Annotated in this window: 14 protein-coding genes; 5 read left to right on the plus strand and 9 right to left on the minus strand. The window is 42.0% G+C overall.

The window, feature by feature from the left end:
- Positions 1-2: 2 nt before the first annotated feature.
- A complete protein-coding gene (locus tag ACR5KR_RS23775) occupies positions 3-1,220 on the plus strand; it encodes an ABC transporter permease (protein ID WP_448268218.1) in 1,218 nt (405 codons plus the stop codon).
- A gap of 243 nt (positions 1,221-1,463) precedes the next feature.
- The gene (locus ACR5KR_RS23780) at positions 1,464-2,075 is read left to right on the plus strand and encodes a hypothetical protein (protein WP_448268219.1); all 612 of its coding nucleotides are present in this window, start codon (positions 1,464-1,466) and stop codon (positions 2,073-2,075) included.
- Positions 2,076-2,188: 113 nt separating this feature from the next.
- On the opposite strand, the gene ACR5KR_RS23785 is transcribed toward ACR5KR_RS23780, so the two are convergent.
- Entirely contained in the window at positions 2,189-2,557 is a 369-nt protein-coding gene (locus ACR5KR_RS23785; RefSeq protein WP_322713264.1) for a Dethiobiotin synthetase, read from the minus strand.
- Between the two features lie 209 nt (positions 2,558-2,766).
- On the opposite strand from ACR5KR_RS23785, the gene ACR5KR_RS23790 reads away from it, so the two are divergent.
- Positions 2,767-3,003 carry a hypothetical protein gene (locus ACR5KR_RS23790; RefSeq protein ID WP_448268220.1) on the plus strand — a complete coding sequence of 79 codons (237 nt, stop codon included), beginning with the start codon at positions 2,767-2,769 and terminating at the stop codon, positions 3,001-3,003.
- Between the two features lie 168 nt (positions 3,004-3,171).
- On the opposite strand, the gene ACR5KR_RS23795 is transcribed toward ACR5KR_RS23790, so the two are convergent.
- Positions 3,172-4,179, minus strand: coding sequence for a methyltransferase domain-containing protein (locus ACR5KR_RS23795; RefSeq protein WP_445630222.1), 1,008 nt, complete (start codon positions 4,177-4,179; stop codon positions 3,172-3,174).
- A 624-nt stretch (positions 4,180-4,803) separates the two neighbouring features.
- Here ACR5KR_RS23795 and psaC point away from each other — a divergent pair.
- Both psaC and glmS read left to right on the plus strand, forming a co-directional pair.
- Positions 4,804-5,049, plus strand: coding sequence for a photosystem I iron-sulfur center protein PsaC (gene psaC, locus ACR5KR_RS23800; protein WP_012411495.1), 246 nt, complete (start codon positions 4,804-4,806; stop codon positions 5,047-5,049).
- Positions 5,050-5,564: 515 nt separating this feature from the next.
- Entirely contained in the window at positions 5,565-7,436 is a 1,872-nt protein-coding gene (gene glmS / locus ACR5KR_RS23805) for a glutamine--fructose-6-phosphate transaminase (isomerizing) (protein WP_448268221.1), read from the plus strand.
- A 53-nt stretch (positions 7,437-7,489) separates the two neighbouring features.
- On the opposite strand, the gene ACR5KR_RS23810 is transcribed toward glmS, so the two are convergent.
- The 7 genes from ACR5KR_RS23810 to metX form a co-directional block, all read right to left on the minus strand.
- Positions 7,490-7,663 (minus strand): hypothetical protein, encoded by a 174-nt coding sequence (locus ACR5KR_RS23810; RefSeq protein ID WP_448268222.1) that lies wholly within the window; start codon positions 7,661-7,663, stop codon positions 7,490-7,492.
- A 122-nt stretch (positions 7,664-7,785) separates the two neighbouring features.
- Entirely contained in the window at positions 7,786-9,990 is a 2,205-nt protein-coding gene (locus ACR5KR_RS23815; RefSeq protein ID WP_448268223.1) for an adenylate/guanylate cyclase domain-containing protein, read from the minus strand.
- Positions 9,991-10,428: 438 nt separating this feature from the next.
- On the minus strand, positions 10,429-10,620 hold the full coding sequence (locus ACR5KR_RS23820; RefSeq protein ID WP_448268224.1) for a hypothetical protein: 192 nt from the start codon (positions 10,618-10,620) through the stop codon (positions 10,429-10,431).
- 26 nt (positions 10,621-10,646) lie between these two features.
- Positions 10,647-11,633 (minus strand): hypothetical protein, encoded by a 987-nt coding sequence (locus ACR5KR_RS23825; protein ID WP_448268225.1) that lies wholly within the window; start codon positions 11,631-11,633, stop codon positions 10,647-10,649.
- A 170-nt stretch (positions 11,634-11,803) separates the two neighbouring features.
- Positions 11,804-13,444: an FAD-binding oxidoreductase gene (locus ACR5KR_RS23830; RefSeq protein ID WP_448268226.1), complete on the minus strand. Its 1,641-nt coding sequence runs from the start codon at positions 13,442-13,444 to the stop codon at positions 11,804-11,806.
- A gap of 185 nt (positions 13,445-13,629) precedes the next feature.
- Complete coding sequence (locus tag ACR5KR_RS23835) at positions 13,630-16,917, minus strand: cyclic nucleotide-binding domain-containing protein (RefSeq protein ID WP_448268227.1); 3,288 nt, start codon at positions 16,915-16,917, stop codon at positions 13,630-13,632.
- 415 nt (positions 16,918-17,332) lie between these two features.
- A complete protein-coding gene (gene metX, locus ACR5KR_RS23840) occupies positions 17,333-18,394 on the minus strand; it encodes a homoserine O-acetyltransferase MetX (protein WP_448268228.1) in 1,062 nt (353 codons plus the stop codon).
- Positions 18,395-18,512 lie beyond the last annotated feature (118 nt).

An 18,512-nucleotide genomic window follows, 5' to 3' on the forward strand; every position in this document is an offset into this window, starting at 1 on the left:
ATATGAATTTCCTTGAAAGCATGAATATGGCGGGGAAAACTCTGCTATCGAATAAGCTGCGTAGTGCCCTCACCATGCTGGGTATAGTTATTGGCAATGCCTCGGTGATTGCCATGATTGGCATTGGCGAAGGTGGGCAGAAGTATGTGAATAAACAGCTGGAGTCACTAGGGCCAAATGTGCTATTTGTACTGCCAGGTAATCGAGAAACTCAGCGAATCTCCTTTGAAGTGCCAAAAACTCTGGTGTTGCAAGATGCGGATGCGATCGCTTCTCAAGTACCAACAGTAGTAGGAGTTGCACCAGAGTTAAACAGAAGACAGGTAATTACATACCGCAACAGAAATACCGATGTCAACATCATTGGTACAACTCCTAGTTTTCTATCTGTGCGGGATTTTGAAACTGATAAAGGCAGGTTTTTTTCTGAGGTAGACATCAAGCGAAATAACCAAGTGGTAGTGCTGGGTGGAGATTTGGCAGAAAAACTATTTGGTAATAGTAACCCTGTAGGACAGCAATTACGAGTTGGAAATACCAGCTTTCAAGTGATTGGGACGTTAACAGCCAAAGGTTCCAGCGTAGGAGCAGATTATGATGATGCTGCCTTAATCCCAATCACCACATCAGCAAACCGACTTGTGGGCAAAAATTCTCCTTATGGTATTGCCTTAGATTATCTCGTTGCTGCCGCTCGTGATTCCGATAGCGTGGATGCAGCAGAATTTCAAATTACTAATTTGCTGCGTCTAAGACACAAAATTAATGGTGAAGATGACTTTACTCTTCGCACCCAGAAAGATGCTTTGCAAACTGTCGGTCAAATTACAGGTGCATTGACAATTATGCTAGCTGCGATCGCCGGTATATCTTTGTTTGTCGGCGGCATTGGCATTATGAATATTATGCTAGTCTCCGTCACCGAACGCACCCAAGAAATCGGATTGCGAAAAGCGATCGGCGCAACTGAGCAAGATATTTTGCTACAGTTCATCATTGAAGCAGTGATTGTTTCCGCAGCTGGCGGCTTAGTTGGGACTGCGGTTGGCATTAGTGGCATCCTATTAGTGGCAGCCTTGACTCCTTTAGAAGCGAGTCTTTCTCCTATAGCGATTACTATGGCAGTTGGTGTCTCTGGGGGTATTGGTTTATTCTTTGGCGTTGTTCCTGCATGTCGTGCTGCTAAACTCGACCCGATTGTGGCTTTGAGAAGTGCGTAGATCAACGATTGCAAAGACACGATAAATCGCCGTCAAGACAAAACGACTAATCATTGTAGAGACGGCGATTCATCGCCTCTCTTGCGTTAACCGAATAGTATTGATATGAGTTTTATTGTTGAGCGATCGATAAAGGCATCGATGCGCGATCGCTACAATCCATTGAAGTAATTTTGCTGAAAAACGGGAAGACTATGGTTAATCCCAAATGGGGAAATTTCTATAAAAATCCCGAACAGTAAAATGCTCAAAAAATCTCTACTTAACTGTTTAATTTTGCCTTTTTCTCTAGTGCCCTGGCTCTGTGTGGGAACGCTTTTTGATTCCCCAGCCAATGCTTTACCAGGACAAAGTACAGAAGAGGTAGGCACTTGGATTAAAGCACATCCGACACTGCGCCCCAGGAGAGGGGAGCAATTATTTGTGCAAAAGACTGATACTGCTGCCCAACGATTCACTTTTCAAGCGTCAGTATTGCCTCCTGGTAGGGTGGAGTTTTCCAAAGACCGGGGCACAATTCGGACTGAGCGCATCACTATGTATGATGCTATTAACGGCATGACATTTGCGCGTCTCCAAGAATCCTTGCGGGTAATTTATGGCTTGGAGATTTATCAAGACTACGATCGCGCCCAAGTCGTGTATCAATATCCCAACCAGAAGGTAGTTAATTCGGCGCGTCTAGCCAAAACTCCGATTCGGGAAGCTTTAAAGGGAGAATTACGAGTAGGCGATCGCTATGTATACTGGGTGGAAGTTGCCCAACCCAAGAATGGCAAAGCTTTTACCGGTCAAATGACTGTTTTGCTCAAAACTGACTTAGACAAGTTAGAAAATGAACTGCAAATTCGTTAATAGGCATCTATCTGAGTGCTGAGTGTTGAATGTTGAGTTAGGAGTGCTGAGTTAGGAGTGAGGAATTATTTTCCTTGTCCCCTTGTCCCCTTGTCCCCTTGTCCCCTTGTCCCTCATCTCTTCCCCAACTCCATAGTCGCTAAGGTTTGCCATATACCCGAAAAGATACTTTCAGCTGCTAAGGAAATTCGTAGTAAATCTTCTTTGAGTAGTGGTGGCCAATCAACCCCGGCTTTACGCCCTGCGCCAAATAGCTGTTGCGCCTTAATACTTAACTGATAAAGGGCTAAAGCCAGTTCTCGGTCTACGCTCTTTGCATCTTTGAGGGCTTCAAACACCACTTTCAATGCCAACAAAATCGAAGTGATCTGACCGGGTACCGGCGGTTTGCCCTGTTTCATACGCGTTAACAGCGCATCTGGGTTTTCCTCGGTTGTGATTGTCTGATCTATGAGGAGTTTCCTAGCTGTTTCGTAATTCATGTAGTCAGTTTAGCGTACATTTTGCTTCAGCAGTAATACTTAATTAAAAAGTAATCAAACGGCTTTCTAGTTATTTATAGCAATCTCTGATGATTTGTGAAATGATAAGCGTGGGGAAAACGATCGGGAATTAGCCATGCTCTAGGTTAACCAGATAGACTGAATATAATATCTTTGAAAAATACATCTAAATAGGAATCAAAAGTAAAATGATCTCACCGAATTTACTAGAAATTGAGCGCTCTATCCTTGCCTTGTCTGTGGAAGAACAACTTTGGTTGTTAGAAAGTATTGTTCGTAAAATTCGAGAAAATGAGTATGCAAAAGATAATTTTACTGATACTGAAAATTTAGATGAACAACTGCAATTAACCGCTACTGAGCCAAATATTCAAACCCAAATTACTGCTATCAATGATGAATTTGCAATTTCGGAAATTCTTTAATATATAGGAATATAAATAATGAAATTATCAGACTTAAAAAGTTAAATATACAATTTATCGGTGAGCGATCGCAAAAAAATTGCTGAGTGCGATCGCCTGTTTGATACCAAACAATTCACACTGAAGTCTTGCCGACCCTAATTATGCAAGTAAAATGCGAACATTTTATCAGTTCTCTGGCTTACTACAATAGATGAAAAAAGAAAAACCTTGGTTTATATTTTCCGAAAAGTTAATACTGTTCATCAATTCCAGTTTGCTAAATCTTTTGGTTTTTAAACTATAGGGCATTGGAGAAACAGCTAATTTTTTTTTAATAATAAAACCAGCTTTTTGAATTTTTGCAATCAATTCATCAGGTGTATATTCAATCTTATGTTCAGGATGTACAAATCCTCTACGTACCAAAAGCTTTGTCAGCTGACGATTTGGCGTATCTAAACAAAATGAGCCACCTGGTTTGATAACTCTAAATACTTCTTGAATTACTTTTTCGGCTTCTTCTTCTGTTACATGCTCAATGCTTTGTCCTGACCATACAAGGTCAACGGTATGTTCTGAAAAATTAGATAAATCTGCCATTGAGCGATAGATATAATTAATTTTTGTGAGATTATCTGGAGTTATGAATTGCTGGGGATGTTCCTCAGATTGCGGATTATAAATTCTTTCCTCCTGTGGGAGATCAACAATATCCAACTGTTGCGGATGGTACGGATAACCCATTACCATGAGCGCACCTTCTGGCGAACCAGGGCAAGAACCTCCTAAATCGAGAATATACTCAGCCTGTGGCAATATTTCCTGTACGAGTTTGACCCTTGCTAAGTGATGTGCCTCTATGCCTGTTCGAGAAAAAAGTTTTTGTTCAATGCCAATTGGTAACATTAAATAAGAGAGAATAACCTGAATTTTGGAAAAATTACCTTTGTCAAGATTATCTTTGTAAAATAAAAGTTCTTCTTCTGAAAGTGGAGAAAGTAAAAAGTATGCATATACTAAATAAATAAATTCTTCATTATTTGGTGAGCGCCAATTAGATAAATAGAATAATCCGATAAAAACAGCAAACCAAAATATACGAATTATATCTTCAGGATAATATCTGACATACCTAAAAACTTTAGAAAATAAAACACCATATTTAACTATCATTTGATTTTGAAGTTTAGTCATAGTAACCACCTATATATAGCAATCCTAAATGAGTTGTGAAAAATTTGAATTAATATTAAGATAGGCTTTACCCATCAAAAACTGGATTTAGTGGGAAAATCATATCTTAGGTGTATTTTAAAAATCAAATAGAAGTCCTCTAATTCTCAACTGTACTAAGAATATTAGTATATTTTATGCCAATTATCACGCAAACTATGACTGCGATCGCCTAGTTTTGGCGGGTTAGCGATCGCAAAATTAGATTATTCTGCATACAGTTAGTTGGAAACTTTAAATAATAATTAATATTTTGTTACAAATTTGGTTTGTTTGACTGTACATAGTTATTAAGCAACAAGTACCATAGATAACTCCGATGTAATCTTTATAGATTGAATTTTGTTTCATATATCTTTACGTTTTCACCAAATTCTGGTAATGCAATAGGGGAAATACGCTCTAATGATGTTGCTGATTATCAGTCAATAGGGACAATCTCGCAAAAGCAAATTTTAACGGTGCTTATTACATTGTTTAAAGTTATGTAGCCTTTTGATTACGGCCTATCAACCACTGCGGTAGACTATGCGTTGATTATGATTCTTTCGCAGAGAAGAACACTCGAAAGGAGCCGTTTTTTCAATGTCTCATACCGTAAAAATCTACGATACCTGCATTGGCTGCACCCAATGCGTCCGCGCTTGCCCAACTGATGTACTTGAGATGGTTCCTTGGGATGGCTGTAAAGCTGCTCAAATTGCCTCTTCACCCCGTACAGAAGACTGCGTGGGCTGTAAGCGTTGCGAAACTGCTTGTCCCACCGACTTTTTGAGCATCCGGGTTTACCTGGGCGCTGAAACAACTCGCAGTATGGGTCTAGCTTACTAAAAGCTGAGTGCCGATCGGAGTGCTGAGTGCTGAGTGCTAAGTGCTGAGATAAAAAGAAGTAAATCACAAATACAATTTTTTGATTCTTCACTCGGAACTCGGAACTCGGAACTCAGCACTCTTCATGAAATCGCAATTTTAGATTGGGGATATAATCTCTGGGTATCTAATCCTAGAAGTTGTATTTGTACCGTCAGGTCAAAAGCTGACGGAGAATCTGCTGTAAAAAAACCTAAAATCCATAACAATACCTAGTAGTCTGCCAACCTAAAAATGTTAGGTGGAGGTTGGGTAAAGGTTAAAGGGAAAAGCGTAAAGGATAAAAAACCTTTCCCCCTGCCCCTTATCCCCAGAGGGGACCCCACTTTCCCCCTTACCCTTTACCCCGCTTGCGTTGCCAAGGCGTACTACTAGTGGTAGAGGGAGTATTTTACTCCCTTTTTCTTTGCAAAACGTCCACTTTATGCTACCTACTATACTGGATTTAATCATCCTGAAAAAAAGTGGTGTGAAGAATGTGCGGAATTGTTGGATATATAGGCACTCAAGCAGCGACAGACATTTTACTAGCTGGACTGGAGAAACTAGAGTACAGAGGCTACGATTCGGCTGGAATCGCCACTGTTTGGGAAGGTGAGGTAAATTGTGTGCGGGCAAAAGGTAAACTCCATAACCTGCGTTCTAAATTGGAACAAATAGAAACCCCTGCCCAAATTGGTATTGGTCATACACGCTGGGCAACTCATGGCAAACCAGAAGAGTATAATGCCCATCCCCATTTGGATACGGCAAAACGAGTGGCGGTGGTGCAAAATGGCATTATCGAAAACTACCGCGAGTTACGCGAGGAACTCAAAGCCAAAGGACACGAATTTCGTTCTGAAACCGATACCGAAGTCATTCCCCATCTGATAGCCGAATTTTTAAAGAATCTTCCCCCCTCATCTCCCTTCCTTGAGGCAGTTCGCCAAGCCGTTAACCACTTGCGCGGGGCGTTTGCACTTGCAGTTATTTCTGCTGATTTCCCCGATGAATTGATTGTTGTTCGCCAACAAGCACCTTTAGTAATTGGTTTTGGTCAAGGGGAGTTATTTTGTGCCTCTGATACACCTGCGATCGTTGCTTACACCCGTGCAGTGCTACCTCTGGAAAATGGCGAAATTGCCCGCCTCACACCTTTGGGCGTTGAGATTTACAATTTTGCTGGCGACAGGTTGAAAAAACAACCCCGGCTGCTCAACTTCAATCCGGCAATGGTAGAAAAGCAGGGATTCAAACACTTCATGCTCAAAGAAATTCATGAGCAACCAGGAGTAGTAAGAGCTAGTTTAGACGCATACTTCAATCCAGCCGAATCTACCGAATCCCCAATCAATCTTGGTTTATCTGAAGACTTATATACCGATTTAGAACAAATTCAGATCGTTGCCTGTGGTACCAGTTGGCACGCAGCATTAATCGGAAAATATTTACTCGAACAACTAGCAGGAATTTCAACTCAAGTACATTATGCTTCTGAGTATCGCTATGCACCATCACCCGTGACGGCTAACACCTTAATCGTTGGCGTTACCCAATCAGGTGAAACAGCCGATACCCTAGCAGCTTTGACGATGGAAAAAGAACGTCGCCAAGGGAAAGAACCCAAATATCAAGCGCGACTACTGGGTATTACTAATCGCCCCGAAAGTAGCCTTGGTCATCTGGTACCGCATATTATTAGTACCCTAGCAGGAATTGAAATTGGGGTAGCAGCGACGAAAACTTTTACCGCTCAACTGATGGCATTTTATGCTTTAGCATTGGATTTAGCAGCTCGTCGTCAGACAGTTTCAAAAGATACACTAGATCAAATTATTAATGGGTTGCGACAGATTCCCAAAGAAATTGAGGCGACTTTGGCAAATCAGGAAAGTTTAACCGAACAGCTAGCCCACGAATTTGCCGAAACTAAAGATTTTATTTTTGTGGGTAGAGGAATTAACTTTCCCATTGCTTTAGAAGGGGCGTTGAAATTAAAAGAAATCAGCTATATTCACGCAGAAGGGTATCCAGCTGGAGAGATGAAACATGGCCCGATCGCACTTTTAGATGCGAAAGTACCAGTAGTTGCGATCGCAATTCCTGGTAGTGTTTACGAAAAGGTTATTTCTAATGCCCAAGAAGCCAAAGCCAGAGATTCTCGGTTAATTGGTGTTACCCCCGTCAACGATGGCGAAGCTGCGGAAATCTTTAACGATTTACTCCCTGTCTCTCATGTAGATGAATTGCTTTCTCCGATTCTGACAGTAGTTCCACTGCAATTATTGGCTTATCATATTGCTGCCCGTCGCGGTTTAGATGTCGATCAGCCAAGGAATCTTGCTAAAAGTGTCACTGTAGAGTAGTATTTTTTGTGGAGGAATAATTCGTATTCAAGTTTTTTGCTGACAATTAAGGCTTATGTAGAGAGTGCGCTTAAATTGTTCAATCGAATTATTTGGTAGGCAACGATAGGTTCAAGCTCCGAGAGTAAGAAATTGTTGAACCGAATTATTTCTCTACACAAGGCAAATTGTTGGACGCAGGCGATCGCATCTGCAAATGTAGTGGGTAGATAAATTGAAGTTGTCATGGAAGGAGCTATAGGAAAAGGCAGAAGGCACAAGGCATAAGGGAAAAGATTGACCAGTCAGCGTTTCAGTATTTGGCGAGAGTCAAGAGTCGCCTTGGCGACTGCTATAAATTGAACGAATTTTACTTCTGTGTAAATGCCCATACGCCATTCCAATTGGCTGGAGTACCTTCTAGCAGCAATTCTTGGACTCGTTCTAGATAGAGTTTGGCAGTCTTATCGAGAGAGTTCACTGCAAGTACCTGTTCAAAACAGGCTTTGGCATCAGTAAAGTTGCCCCGACAGTAGTGTTGAAGTCCTCGCTCAAAGGTTTGCAAGGTGTCAAGTTTTAGTTTTCGGATTGCTTCTGTTTCGGCATCGAGCACTTCGTAAACCGCGATCGGTTCAGTTCTACCCTTAACGATCGCTCGATCCAAAAAGCGAATTTTGTACTGCTCTGGGTTGCTCAATCGCTCCAAGACCTCTTCAGAAATTAGTAATGAAACACCATAGAACTTTGTCAATCCTTCCAAACGAGCAGTCAGATTCACATTATCAGAGAACGCATCCCCTTGAATCCGGTTGTGTTCCCCTATCATGCCCACCATCATGTGTCCAACGTGGATACCCATGCCCACATCAATTGGCAAGTAGCCTTGAGATTCTCGTTTCCGGTTGTATTTCTGTACCCGTTTGAATTTATCAACCCCTGCGGCAACGGCATCATCCACACCATTAGGAAAGACTGCCATCATGCCATCACCCAAGAACTTCACTACAAAGCCATCATGGGCGCGAATTTCTGGAGAAACCCGTCGCAGGTAAGCATTGACAAAATCGAAATTCTCTTTGGGAGTCATCTTCTCGGATAGGGTTGTAAAGGAGCGAATATCCGAGAACATGACCGCCATCTCTTTGCTGACGTGATCGCCCAGTTCGATGTCTGTTACCCCATGCTTGTTGAGAAACTTGAGATATTCGGGGGGAAAGAACCGGGCAAAGGAATTCTTCTGAGTTTCCAATCTCTCGAAGGATTCCTGGAGTTGAAATGCCATGCGGTTAAACGAATCAGCCAGCTTCTCAATCTCGATGATGCCGTTGACTTCAACGTGTTGCTCGAGATTTCCACTGGCAATCTCTTGAGACGCTGTGTTAAGTTTGAAAATTTGGTGGCTGATCCAACGAGACGTAAGAAGACCGATCGCAGTTGCCGCCGCAGATGTCAGTACGCACAGCAGAATGGTGGTACGAGTATTGGCATTAATCCGTGCCATGAAATCATTTTCAGGAACAACCACCACCGCTAGCCAGTTAATACCTCGACCATCCTGAATTGGCATGACCTGAACGTAGTGCCACACACCGTTAATTTGAAACTTTAGGTGTTGACTGGTCTTAATGGCCTCAAACAGGCCGAAATGCTGGCGTAAATATCGGGCAGTAGCAGTCACTGTGGCATTTTGACTATCAGCGGCTGGCATTCGCTCAATTTGGCGATCGTCTCTTTCGCCACCTTTAACCTTGAATGGCTCCGGAATGGTTGAACTGACGACCAAATGTCCCGACGGCTCCATGATAAAGCTCTGTCCGTGGGGACTAATGTAAAGCTGTTTCAGGAAGTTTGTGATTCGCATCAAGGTGATGTTAACGCTCAAAACCCCCAGCAGCTTGCCGTTCGAGTCGTAGACAGGACGGACTGGAGAAATCCCCAAAGACGTATTCTCACGGGAAAAGAATGGATAAACTGGACTCCACGTAGGTTTACGAGCTTGCACGGCGGCTCTATACCAGGGGCGGAAGGTGGTATCGTACTTCGCCGATTTCAACCGCTTTTGTCGATCGCCGCGATCGTCCAGCAAGTAGATTTCGCGCATCGGCTCAGTAGCTTTGGTGCGAATTTTGAGTTGAATTGTGCCATCCTCTCGATGTTCCACACCAACAAACTCGCCCTGTTCGTTCCCAAAAGACAGATAGCTCTCTAAGCCATCGTGTCGCACTACCTGCCAGAAATAGCGTTGCAATCCTTCAAAGTCATCAAGCTTTAAATTGCCACTTTGGATACCCGCATCGGTGAGTTTCAGAACATTATAAGATTTATTCAAATAGTCCAAAACGTGTTGCTTAATGCGGGCACTAATTTCACCATTCAACTGAATTGCCAGATCATCGATCGCCTGCTGTCCATTGCGAAAAGAGAACCACCCCACCAAGCCAGTTGACGCAATAATGGGAATAATAAATGGAACAATCAGAACAGTTCGCAGACGAAACTTTTTTGAGCGACTTGCTTTTTTAATAGTTGCGTAAGTCTTGTATAGAAAAAGCAGTTTGTAGTTTATCGATTTCATCTTGTCTATCTGATGATTTTATCTGTGCGGTGGAATTACTATTAGCTATATGCTAAGAAATTTTTACTAATTCACTCAGCTTTTGAACTATGGACTTACTAAAATACAAACCAAAGACAATGGCAATTAGTATGTCAATAAATAGGTATTTTCTGCTTCAGCAAACAGTTTTTCTAAATGAATGCGCTGAATTATGCCTTTCTCATCCATCAACGTCCCTCCTAAATATGGTGCTTCTTTAACACGAATACCGGAATCTATAAAATCTGTTTCTGATTTATTTAATGTTTCTGTAATTTTTTCTGCTATTAATCCTAAATATTGTTATCTAGAATTCTGATTAGGGTAGCTTACCATAATAATGCGGGTACTTAGACATAAGCGACTAAATTTACCACTAATCAAATGACATAAGTCTATTACTGGTACAATTTTACCTCAGTAATTAAATAAACCAGCTACATAGTCTGGAACATGATGCACTTTTCTCAACGCTATCCTGGGTATCGCCTCAACTACACGGGAACTTTCAATGGCGTACAAAACATTACGAACGTAGAAAAGCAGTATTAACATGACATGGCAATGTCCTTTGGTGTCAGAATTCTGAATTTTGGAATAAGAGTTCATAATTCTTGCAATTCCCAGTTCCCAATTCAATTACTGATAAATCGCTCAAATTCAAAAAATTTAATTAACACTTCTAAAGATGTTTGTTCATTTGTGGGGGTAGTTGCTTCAATTTCTTGTATGGTTTCTAGATTTAGATATTGAAAAACTGCTTGAGTTAATGTAGGGATTGCATCTGCTGGTAAAGAGGCTAACTCACGAGAGAGCCGATTTAGGCGAGATTTTGCAAAATTAACTTGAAATTTTGCACGTCTGAGTAAACGTTGTCTAATATTTTCGTACAGTTCTGGATTATCTGTAGCCAGAGTTCGCACGTTCTGATTTTTAATGATAGGAATAATGTCTGGATTTTCTTCTAAAAAGAGTAGGCTACCCTCCTGGTTATAAGATGCTATTCCTTCGATTCCTAAAGAACCAATATCTGCTAGAGCAATGATGCAAGCTACTGGTGAAATAGGTTTGTTCTGATTATAAAGAGAGGGTTGATAAATGGCTTTCTCTGTTGTATCGTAATCACAAATTGTAGCGGCGATCGCTTCTTGAATGATTTCCAAATCTGTATCTGTGAAAAGAGCCGCACTTTTTGGATAAGATGCTGATATTTGTTGATTTAAAACTCGTATATAATTCAATAGAATTTCTATAGTTGCATTTTCACTGACACCTGCTTCTCGTCGTCTGGATGTGTGCGGTTGATGAGGTATAAAGATTTGTACTAAGTCATGAGCGATCGCACAAACATCCAGTAACAATTCCATCCTCTTAATTGTCTCTACATCAGCTGACAAATAAGGACGAATGACTTGAAAAATTAATTGAGCGCGTTGCTGTACAGCCATCAAATGATCTTTTGTATGGTAGTACAATTGCTTTTCGGTAATTTCACGCTCAAACTCTGCTAGAACAAATTTATTTACCTTAGCAACACTTTCAGTAAAATCACTACTGATATATGGTATATTTTCTGTGGATGTTTGCTGGGAAAGCCAGTTTTGTTGGTTTTGTGAATTCATCTCTATTAGAAATCTATTAGAAATCGAACATCTGAAACACCTTGTAAAAGTAAGATTAGATGCTGCTTACTTCAAGCTGGAATATTTGAGTCTAATTTTATAGAACAGATAAATTTATAACGGCGAATAAAATAATTGCCCAAAAACAAGGCAATTATTTTATTCGATCCCTAAGCATCGATCGCAACTCGGTCTCTAGGGTGAGCAATACAAGCGAGAATATAGCCTTCCTCCTGTTCGCTTTCATCGAGAGCATCAGGTTCTCCTAAATACTTCACCTCTCCTTGAAGCTTCCGCGTTTTACAACTACCGCAGACTCCACTGCGACAACTACTGTCGATCGCCACTCCTTCTTGTTCAGCTAACTCTAAAATCGGCTCTTCTCCAGTGCAGGTAATTTCTTTGCCAGACTTGGAAAATACTAGAGTAAAAGAGCCTGTTGTTTTAACTGGAACAGTAACTGGGGTGGAAATTACTGGTTTTGGTACTACTGTTGTCACTTTGGTAACTTGCTCAGTGACTACTTGAGGCGGAACCGATGGCTGGAGTTTTGACTTTTTCGCTCCGCCAAAACTTTCTTCATAGTAGTTTTGCATGGGGAATCCGATTTGCTCTAGCATAGTTTTTACCCCTTGCATAAAAGGACTCGGCCCGCAGACATATACTGTACGCTGCCAAAAATCAGGAGCGATCGCATACAGCATTTGTTCGTTGAGTCTGCCCATAAAGCCATACCATGCTTGACCTGCTTCGGGTCTGGTAATGGCGATCGCTAAACGAAACTTAGGTTGGCGGCTAGATATTAACTCTAGTTCCTGGCGATAAATAATATCACGAGGACTGCGGGCGCAATGGAAAAAGACAATATCGCAATCAGCAGCGGTGTCCATCATCCATCGTGACATAGACATCATCGGTGTAATACCACTTCCCGCAGAAATAAACAATAGTTTTTCACTGTGGTTGGCAAAACAAGTGAATTTTCCCAAAGGGCCGCTGACTTTGATTTCACTACCGACTCTGAGGTTGTCGTGCAACCAATTGGAAACTAAACCAGGCGGTACATCCAAAACATCTGGTGGTGCAGGAACACGCTTGACTGTAATTTCTAAAGTATGGGGTCGTGAAGGAGTTGAAGAGATTGAGTAAGAGCGTTTGACTGGTTTATCGTTGATTTCCAGGTTCAGCGTCATAAACTGACCAGGTTGGTAGGTAAATAATATTGGTGGGTCAGCAGCAAAGCGAAACGTCTTCACATCATCAGTTTCGTCAATTATTGCCACACAACGAACCATTAAATCACCTTTTGTCCACCGACTGATTTGTTCTGGCGGCACAAGTGCGATCGGCATATACTCACTAGGCGAACGAGTCGGCTGACTTGCTTGCTGACTCACTTGGGGAATAGGAGTGGTGTATGTCGCCTGTGGAAGAGTTGGTGTTTGGCTTTGGACTTCCCGAACTGGTGCGACCTCTGCATTATCTGTTGTCGATCCAGTTGCTTCAACAGTGAGGATAAATTCGCCAATCCGAATAATGTCATCCTTTTTCAGGAGATATTTTTGGTTTAGACCCGCCGCTTGGTCATTAATGCGGGAGCCAGTCAGGCTAGCCATATCGCAGAAGTAATATTCGCCCTCTTCATAGCGGATACTACTGTGAACTCGGCTAACTTCAACACTGGGCAGGACTACACCACAATTGCGGGAGCGACCGATAAAACATTCGCCATTAATCATAAGTTCTGGCGATATGTCTAACTCTTGTTTCTCTGTGGGTATTTTTGAGTTTAACAGTTTGATTTTGAGCATACCAACCTTCCTAAGTTTCAATTATTAGCTATGGAGCATTGGGTATCAATACGGTTCGGATAAGCATTTTGAACTAAGAGGTTTGGGGAAAAGGTTAAAGGGAAAAGGGAAAAGGAATAAATTTAATCTTTCCCCTTTCCCCCTTACCCCTTTCCCTTTCCCCATTCTTATACCCAATCCCCTTTTCACTTCTGACTTTCTTTAACTTGTGCAGTTAACCTTTGCAAACGACCAATCATGTTCAGCAACAAACTCCTCGACACTTCCGAATCATTGCGTAATAGTGTCTCAAAATCTTTCGCCTCTATGACCAAAACTCGATTGATTTCAGCCTTGGCAACTACATTCGCCGATCGCGCTTGCCTAGTCAAAACTCCCATTTCACCAATAGTTTCGCCTGAGCGAATTGTATTGACGACAACCTCAATATCTCCTTGCAGAACCGTTACATCAACTTCACCATCGATCAACAACAGCAGTTCATCAGATGGTTCTCCAGCCTTACAGATAATTTCTCTTTGACGGTAAACTCGAATCTCAGCCTTGCGAGCCAGTTCGAGCGTCGCTTCCGGCTTCACCGTTCGCAAAAGACTGGTTTCAAACATCAATAACAGCTTATCCAGGGTGCTGAAAGTTTCTTTTGCTACTGCTGAGTCTACTGGCGATTGCTTTTTCCAACTCACAGTTATAGCTGGTTCCTCTGCTGGGCTAAACCGAATCACATCTCCTGGCTGGAGACGCACGGTATCATTTTCTATGCGTTTATCATTAATACGTAACCCATAGGCACTTTTGAGCACTGTTAATCTCACTTCTTGCTCGTCAAGATGAAATATCGCGTGGTGCTGAGATACTCTGGCATTGGGCAAGATGATATCATTTGCTAAACTACGTCCCACTTGCACTGCTGATTGCTGAAAGACAAGCTGTTGTATTTTTCCCTCCGCCTTCACTTCAGCCATGAGAGTTTGCAACAAAGCAGCAGCCTGTCCTTCATCCAGACCCAAAATATTTTCTGCTGTCTCCTGCACTAGCCAATCTCCGGGTTTTGTGGAGTTGAGTAACTGGCGTGCTTGTTCGCGGCCTTGCTGTGGGTCGAGTTGCTCTAGGGCGTAAAGTGCAGCTGCTTGGATGAGTGGCTCTAGTTCTTGCAAAAGTTCTTTAAGAATATCGATCGCAAAGGGTTGATGATTGGCTCTTATCACCTTTGGTATTGGTTGCCCAGCAACAAATATTTGCGTCGGTGCTTCGTCATCAACTGTCTGTGCTGGAGTCTCAAAGGTTGCTGCTAATTCTAAATCATCGGGTTGCAGAAGTGCGATCGCTTCCTCAGCAATTCTTTCTTGCCAGCGCCAAGTATTATTAGCTTCATTCAGGATATTTGGCAATACATTTTCTGCAAGTATGCCAATGGTACTAGCTATTTTCACAGCTTCCGGCGCATCTTGCAAAACTTCGAGAATACTCAATAATTGCTTGGTGATAATTAGTTGTTTGTTTTCAATAGCGACTAATCGCAGCAAGACAAACACGGGTGCTTGATGACTGGGAAAATTACTTAAAACTTTGTAGCGGACAGTTAGCTCCTTTAACTGTGTAAGTAGGATCTCTGCCTTGCGGAGAATAGCACTGTTTTCATCAACCATTTGGGATAAAATTTGTGCTTCTTCCTCTGCTGTGATGCCATACTCTTGTTTCAGGCTTTGAATTTGCTTGTCTCGGCGCTGGAGTGCTTGACGCAAGGGAACTCCCATCTCGATCAAATCTAATAATTGTAGTTCTAAAGCTTGCCGATAGCTTTCAATTCTTAACTGATTTTCCCGACTTCTGCGTTTAGTTGGATCTAATAAAGATGGGTTTTCTACTCCCAATTCTGTCAATATATTGAAGTGTTCTTCATCCTTAAGTCCTAATTCCAAACGGATTTGTTTGAGTTCATCTAAGCTATTTGCCGGCTCTACATTTCCTTGTTCTAATTCTTCGCGCAGCAATCCTTTGTAAACCTGAAAGCTAGATTCTTTACTAAAACTGGGCAGTACTTTAGCAAGAACATACACCTCATCTGGTTTCAGGTCTGCCATTGACCGACCCTCTAAGAATTTAGAGAAATCAACTGTTAATTTAGCCAACTGACGACGCAGACTTTCTGCAAGACTTTCCCGCGAATAAGTTTCAGCACTACGGCTGAGTGTTCTGTACAGCCATAATGTACTGACGAGAATGACTAAAGCGTTAAATCCTAGCTCTATGAGATTTGGTAGTTGTTTGAGTATGGGACGACCAGCAAATAAGAAATAACAATTGAAAACTACAAAGGTAGAAATTGCAAAAATATTGTGTTGTACTTGTTGTTTACTGAGAGGTTTATTAATCCGTTGACAATAAGCTTTGTATTCTTTTTCTATCCTCGACAATAAGAAGTAACTGGCTGCAACAAAAGCCCCAATAGTAAGAGGAACTGCAACTAATTTCGGAATCGGAATCGGCTTACCAAAAATATAAAATCCAGGATTTAAAAGAGTTGCTAACTGATTTTCTTCATGACTCCAAATTCCAGAATAGTAATAATCGAGAGTGCCAGAATACAAAAAATAGTAAAGATAAAAACCGATGACTAGTCCCACATAGCCATATTGAACTATTCTCCGACCTGGCTTGTTAAAAATTTCCCAGTAAGACCGTTCTGCATCAATGTCCATACAAGGAGATTGGCAGCTAACGCAGGCGCTTTTTTCGTTACCATCTTTATCTGATGTCCGGCACATAGACTGAGTAACAATCTGTTTTTGACCTTGGTGAGCCTCACTTCCTAACAATCCCCTTGGCCCGTTATAGACCATCTGCACGGGGCCCATAGGACAAAAATATTGACACCAAGTTTTACCAGCAAACAGATAATTTACCGATATTGCTGATAGAATTGTCAGAATAATAAAAGATCCTAAAAACAGGCGATCGGCATTAATAAATAAAATTCTCAAGCAAAGACCAATGCAAAGAAACCCAAATTGGAAGTATAAATGATTGCGACCAAGCCAAGAATCTTTTGCTATTTTAGCTAGTTCATAGCGCACTGCTCCCGTGCGAGGATTAGTGATTTTGCGTTGACGTTGCTTACCTAACGCTCTCGGAATTTGTGATAGAAAAGATAACGGACAAATCCGCCGCCATGTTTCATGTCCTAAAACAAAGATAATCAATACTCCACAAGGAACTACAATTCCCCAAAAGATTTTGGCTCCTAATGCAAAAGGTTTGACATCAACACACTTTCCTTGGACTGTGACAACCTCTTGGCATTTCATCGGGTCTAAGAGATTCGGGTTTAGACGGAAAATACTCCACCCAGTAGTAGGCTGGGTGAGATATGGCGAAATTGGGTCGTAAAATAACGATAAAATGAGAAAAATCCAGCCAATAACGAGCAGCCATCTAACAAAATGCATTTGTTTTTCCGCAACTCGATGAAACATGGTGGCAATCCTGATTATTCTGTATGGTTATGGAAGTTGACTGGAGTTGTAGAACTCCAAGAATTCTGATTTATTGGCTAGATTATACCAGTAGTAAGATATGGGTCACTCCATCAGTGAGAAGTTAAGGTAATTGCACAAATGTTCGTGAAGGTGCAGGAAAAGCGGACAAATCCAGCCTGGAGACTGGCTTTCGCAGATATTTAACCACGCCTAAATCTTGATTCTCTCTTTCTGCGAAGTACTTAATCGGGTCATCCGCTTTGCCTTTATTATTAGTCCTGACAAAGAAAGAAAAAACGGCGTTGCAGAGAAAGCGGGATGATTTTGCCAGTTTTGTGGGATGGGCCGAAAAGCCCGTCCCTTGTATTTCAGGGCGCTCGTGTCGCCCACCCTAGAAGAATCATCCCTTGATTCAGCAACGCCGAAAAGAGATCAGCAGTTCATTCAATGCAGCCATATCAATTAAAAATGCATCATGTCCGTGGGTTGAATTCAGCCACGCCAGTTGAGCATTAGGGATTAAATTTGCCAATTCTTGTTGTTCTACTGGAGGATAGAGGATGTCAGAATCAATTGCAACAACTAAAGTTGGTTGCTGGATGCTTTGCAGAATAGATTCATAATCTGACAAATCAGGACTGGTGCGATCGCGTGCAATATCGTGGCGATCCATTGCATGGGTGAGAGTGATGTAAGTGTTGGCATCAAATCGTTCTGTTAGCTTTTGACCCTGATGCTGTAAGTAACTGGTTATAGTAAACTGCTCAGATGCATCATACTCGCGTCCAAAGCGGTTTGTAAAACTATTCCAAGAACGGTAAGTAGACATCGCCATCATCCGTGCTACTGCTAGTCCTTGGTTTGGCGGCGCATCCGGGGTGTAGTTCCCTCCTTGCCAATTTGGATCGGCATAAATTGCCTGTCTTTGGGCTTCACTTAATCCAATACACCAAGCTGAATGTCTGCCAGAAACAGCAATGGGTGCGATCGCTTTCACCTTTTCTGGATATAACAACGCCCACTCCAGTGCTTGCATTCCACCGAGCGAACCACCAATTACTAACCGCAGAGATTGAACACCCAGGTATTCTAATAGTGCAACTTGCAGGCAAACCATATCTCGGATTGTAATTTTAGGGAAGGATACGCCATAATAGTTTCCCGTTATGGGGTTGATAGTGGTTGGCCCAGTTGTACCGTAACAACTTCCCAAAATGTTGCTGCATACAATAAAGTCGCGTTCTGGATTGAAGGCTTTCTCTGAACCAAATAAAGGTTCCCACCAATCATCAGCATCAGCGGAACCAGTTAAGGCATGACAAATCAGTACCCCATTATCGCCTTGAGCATTTAACTGTCCCCAGGTGCGATAAGCAACCTGAACCCCAATTAATGTTTCGCCGCCTTCTAATTGAAATGGTATTGTTAGCTGGTAAAACTGGGTTTGCGGTGAGATGAAGTCTGAGTAGATCATATTTAGGAGTGGGGAGCAGAGGGGCAGGGGAGCAGGGAGCAGGGAGCAGGGGGATGAGGGAGTGAGGGGACAAGGGAATAAACAAAACTCATTACTCATTACTCATTACTCATTACTC

The sequence above is a fragment of the Nostoc sp. DSM 114159 genome (assembly GCF_053470285.1).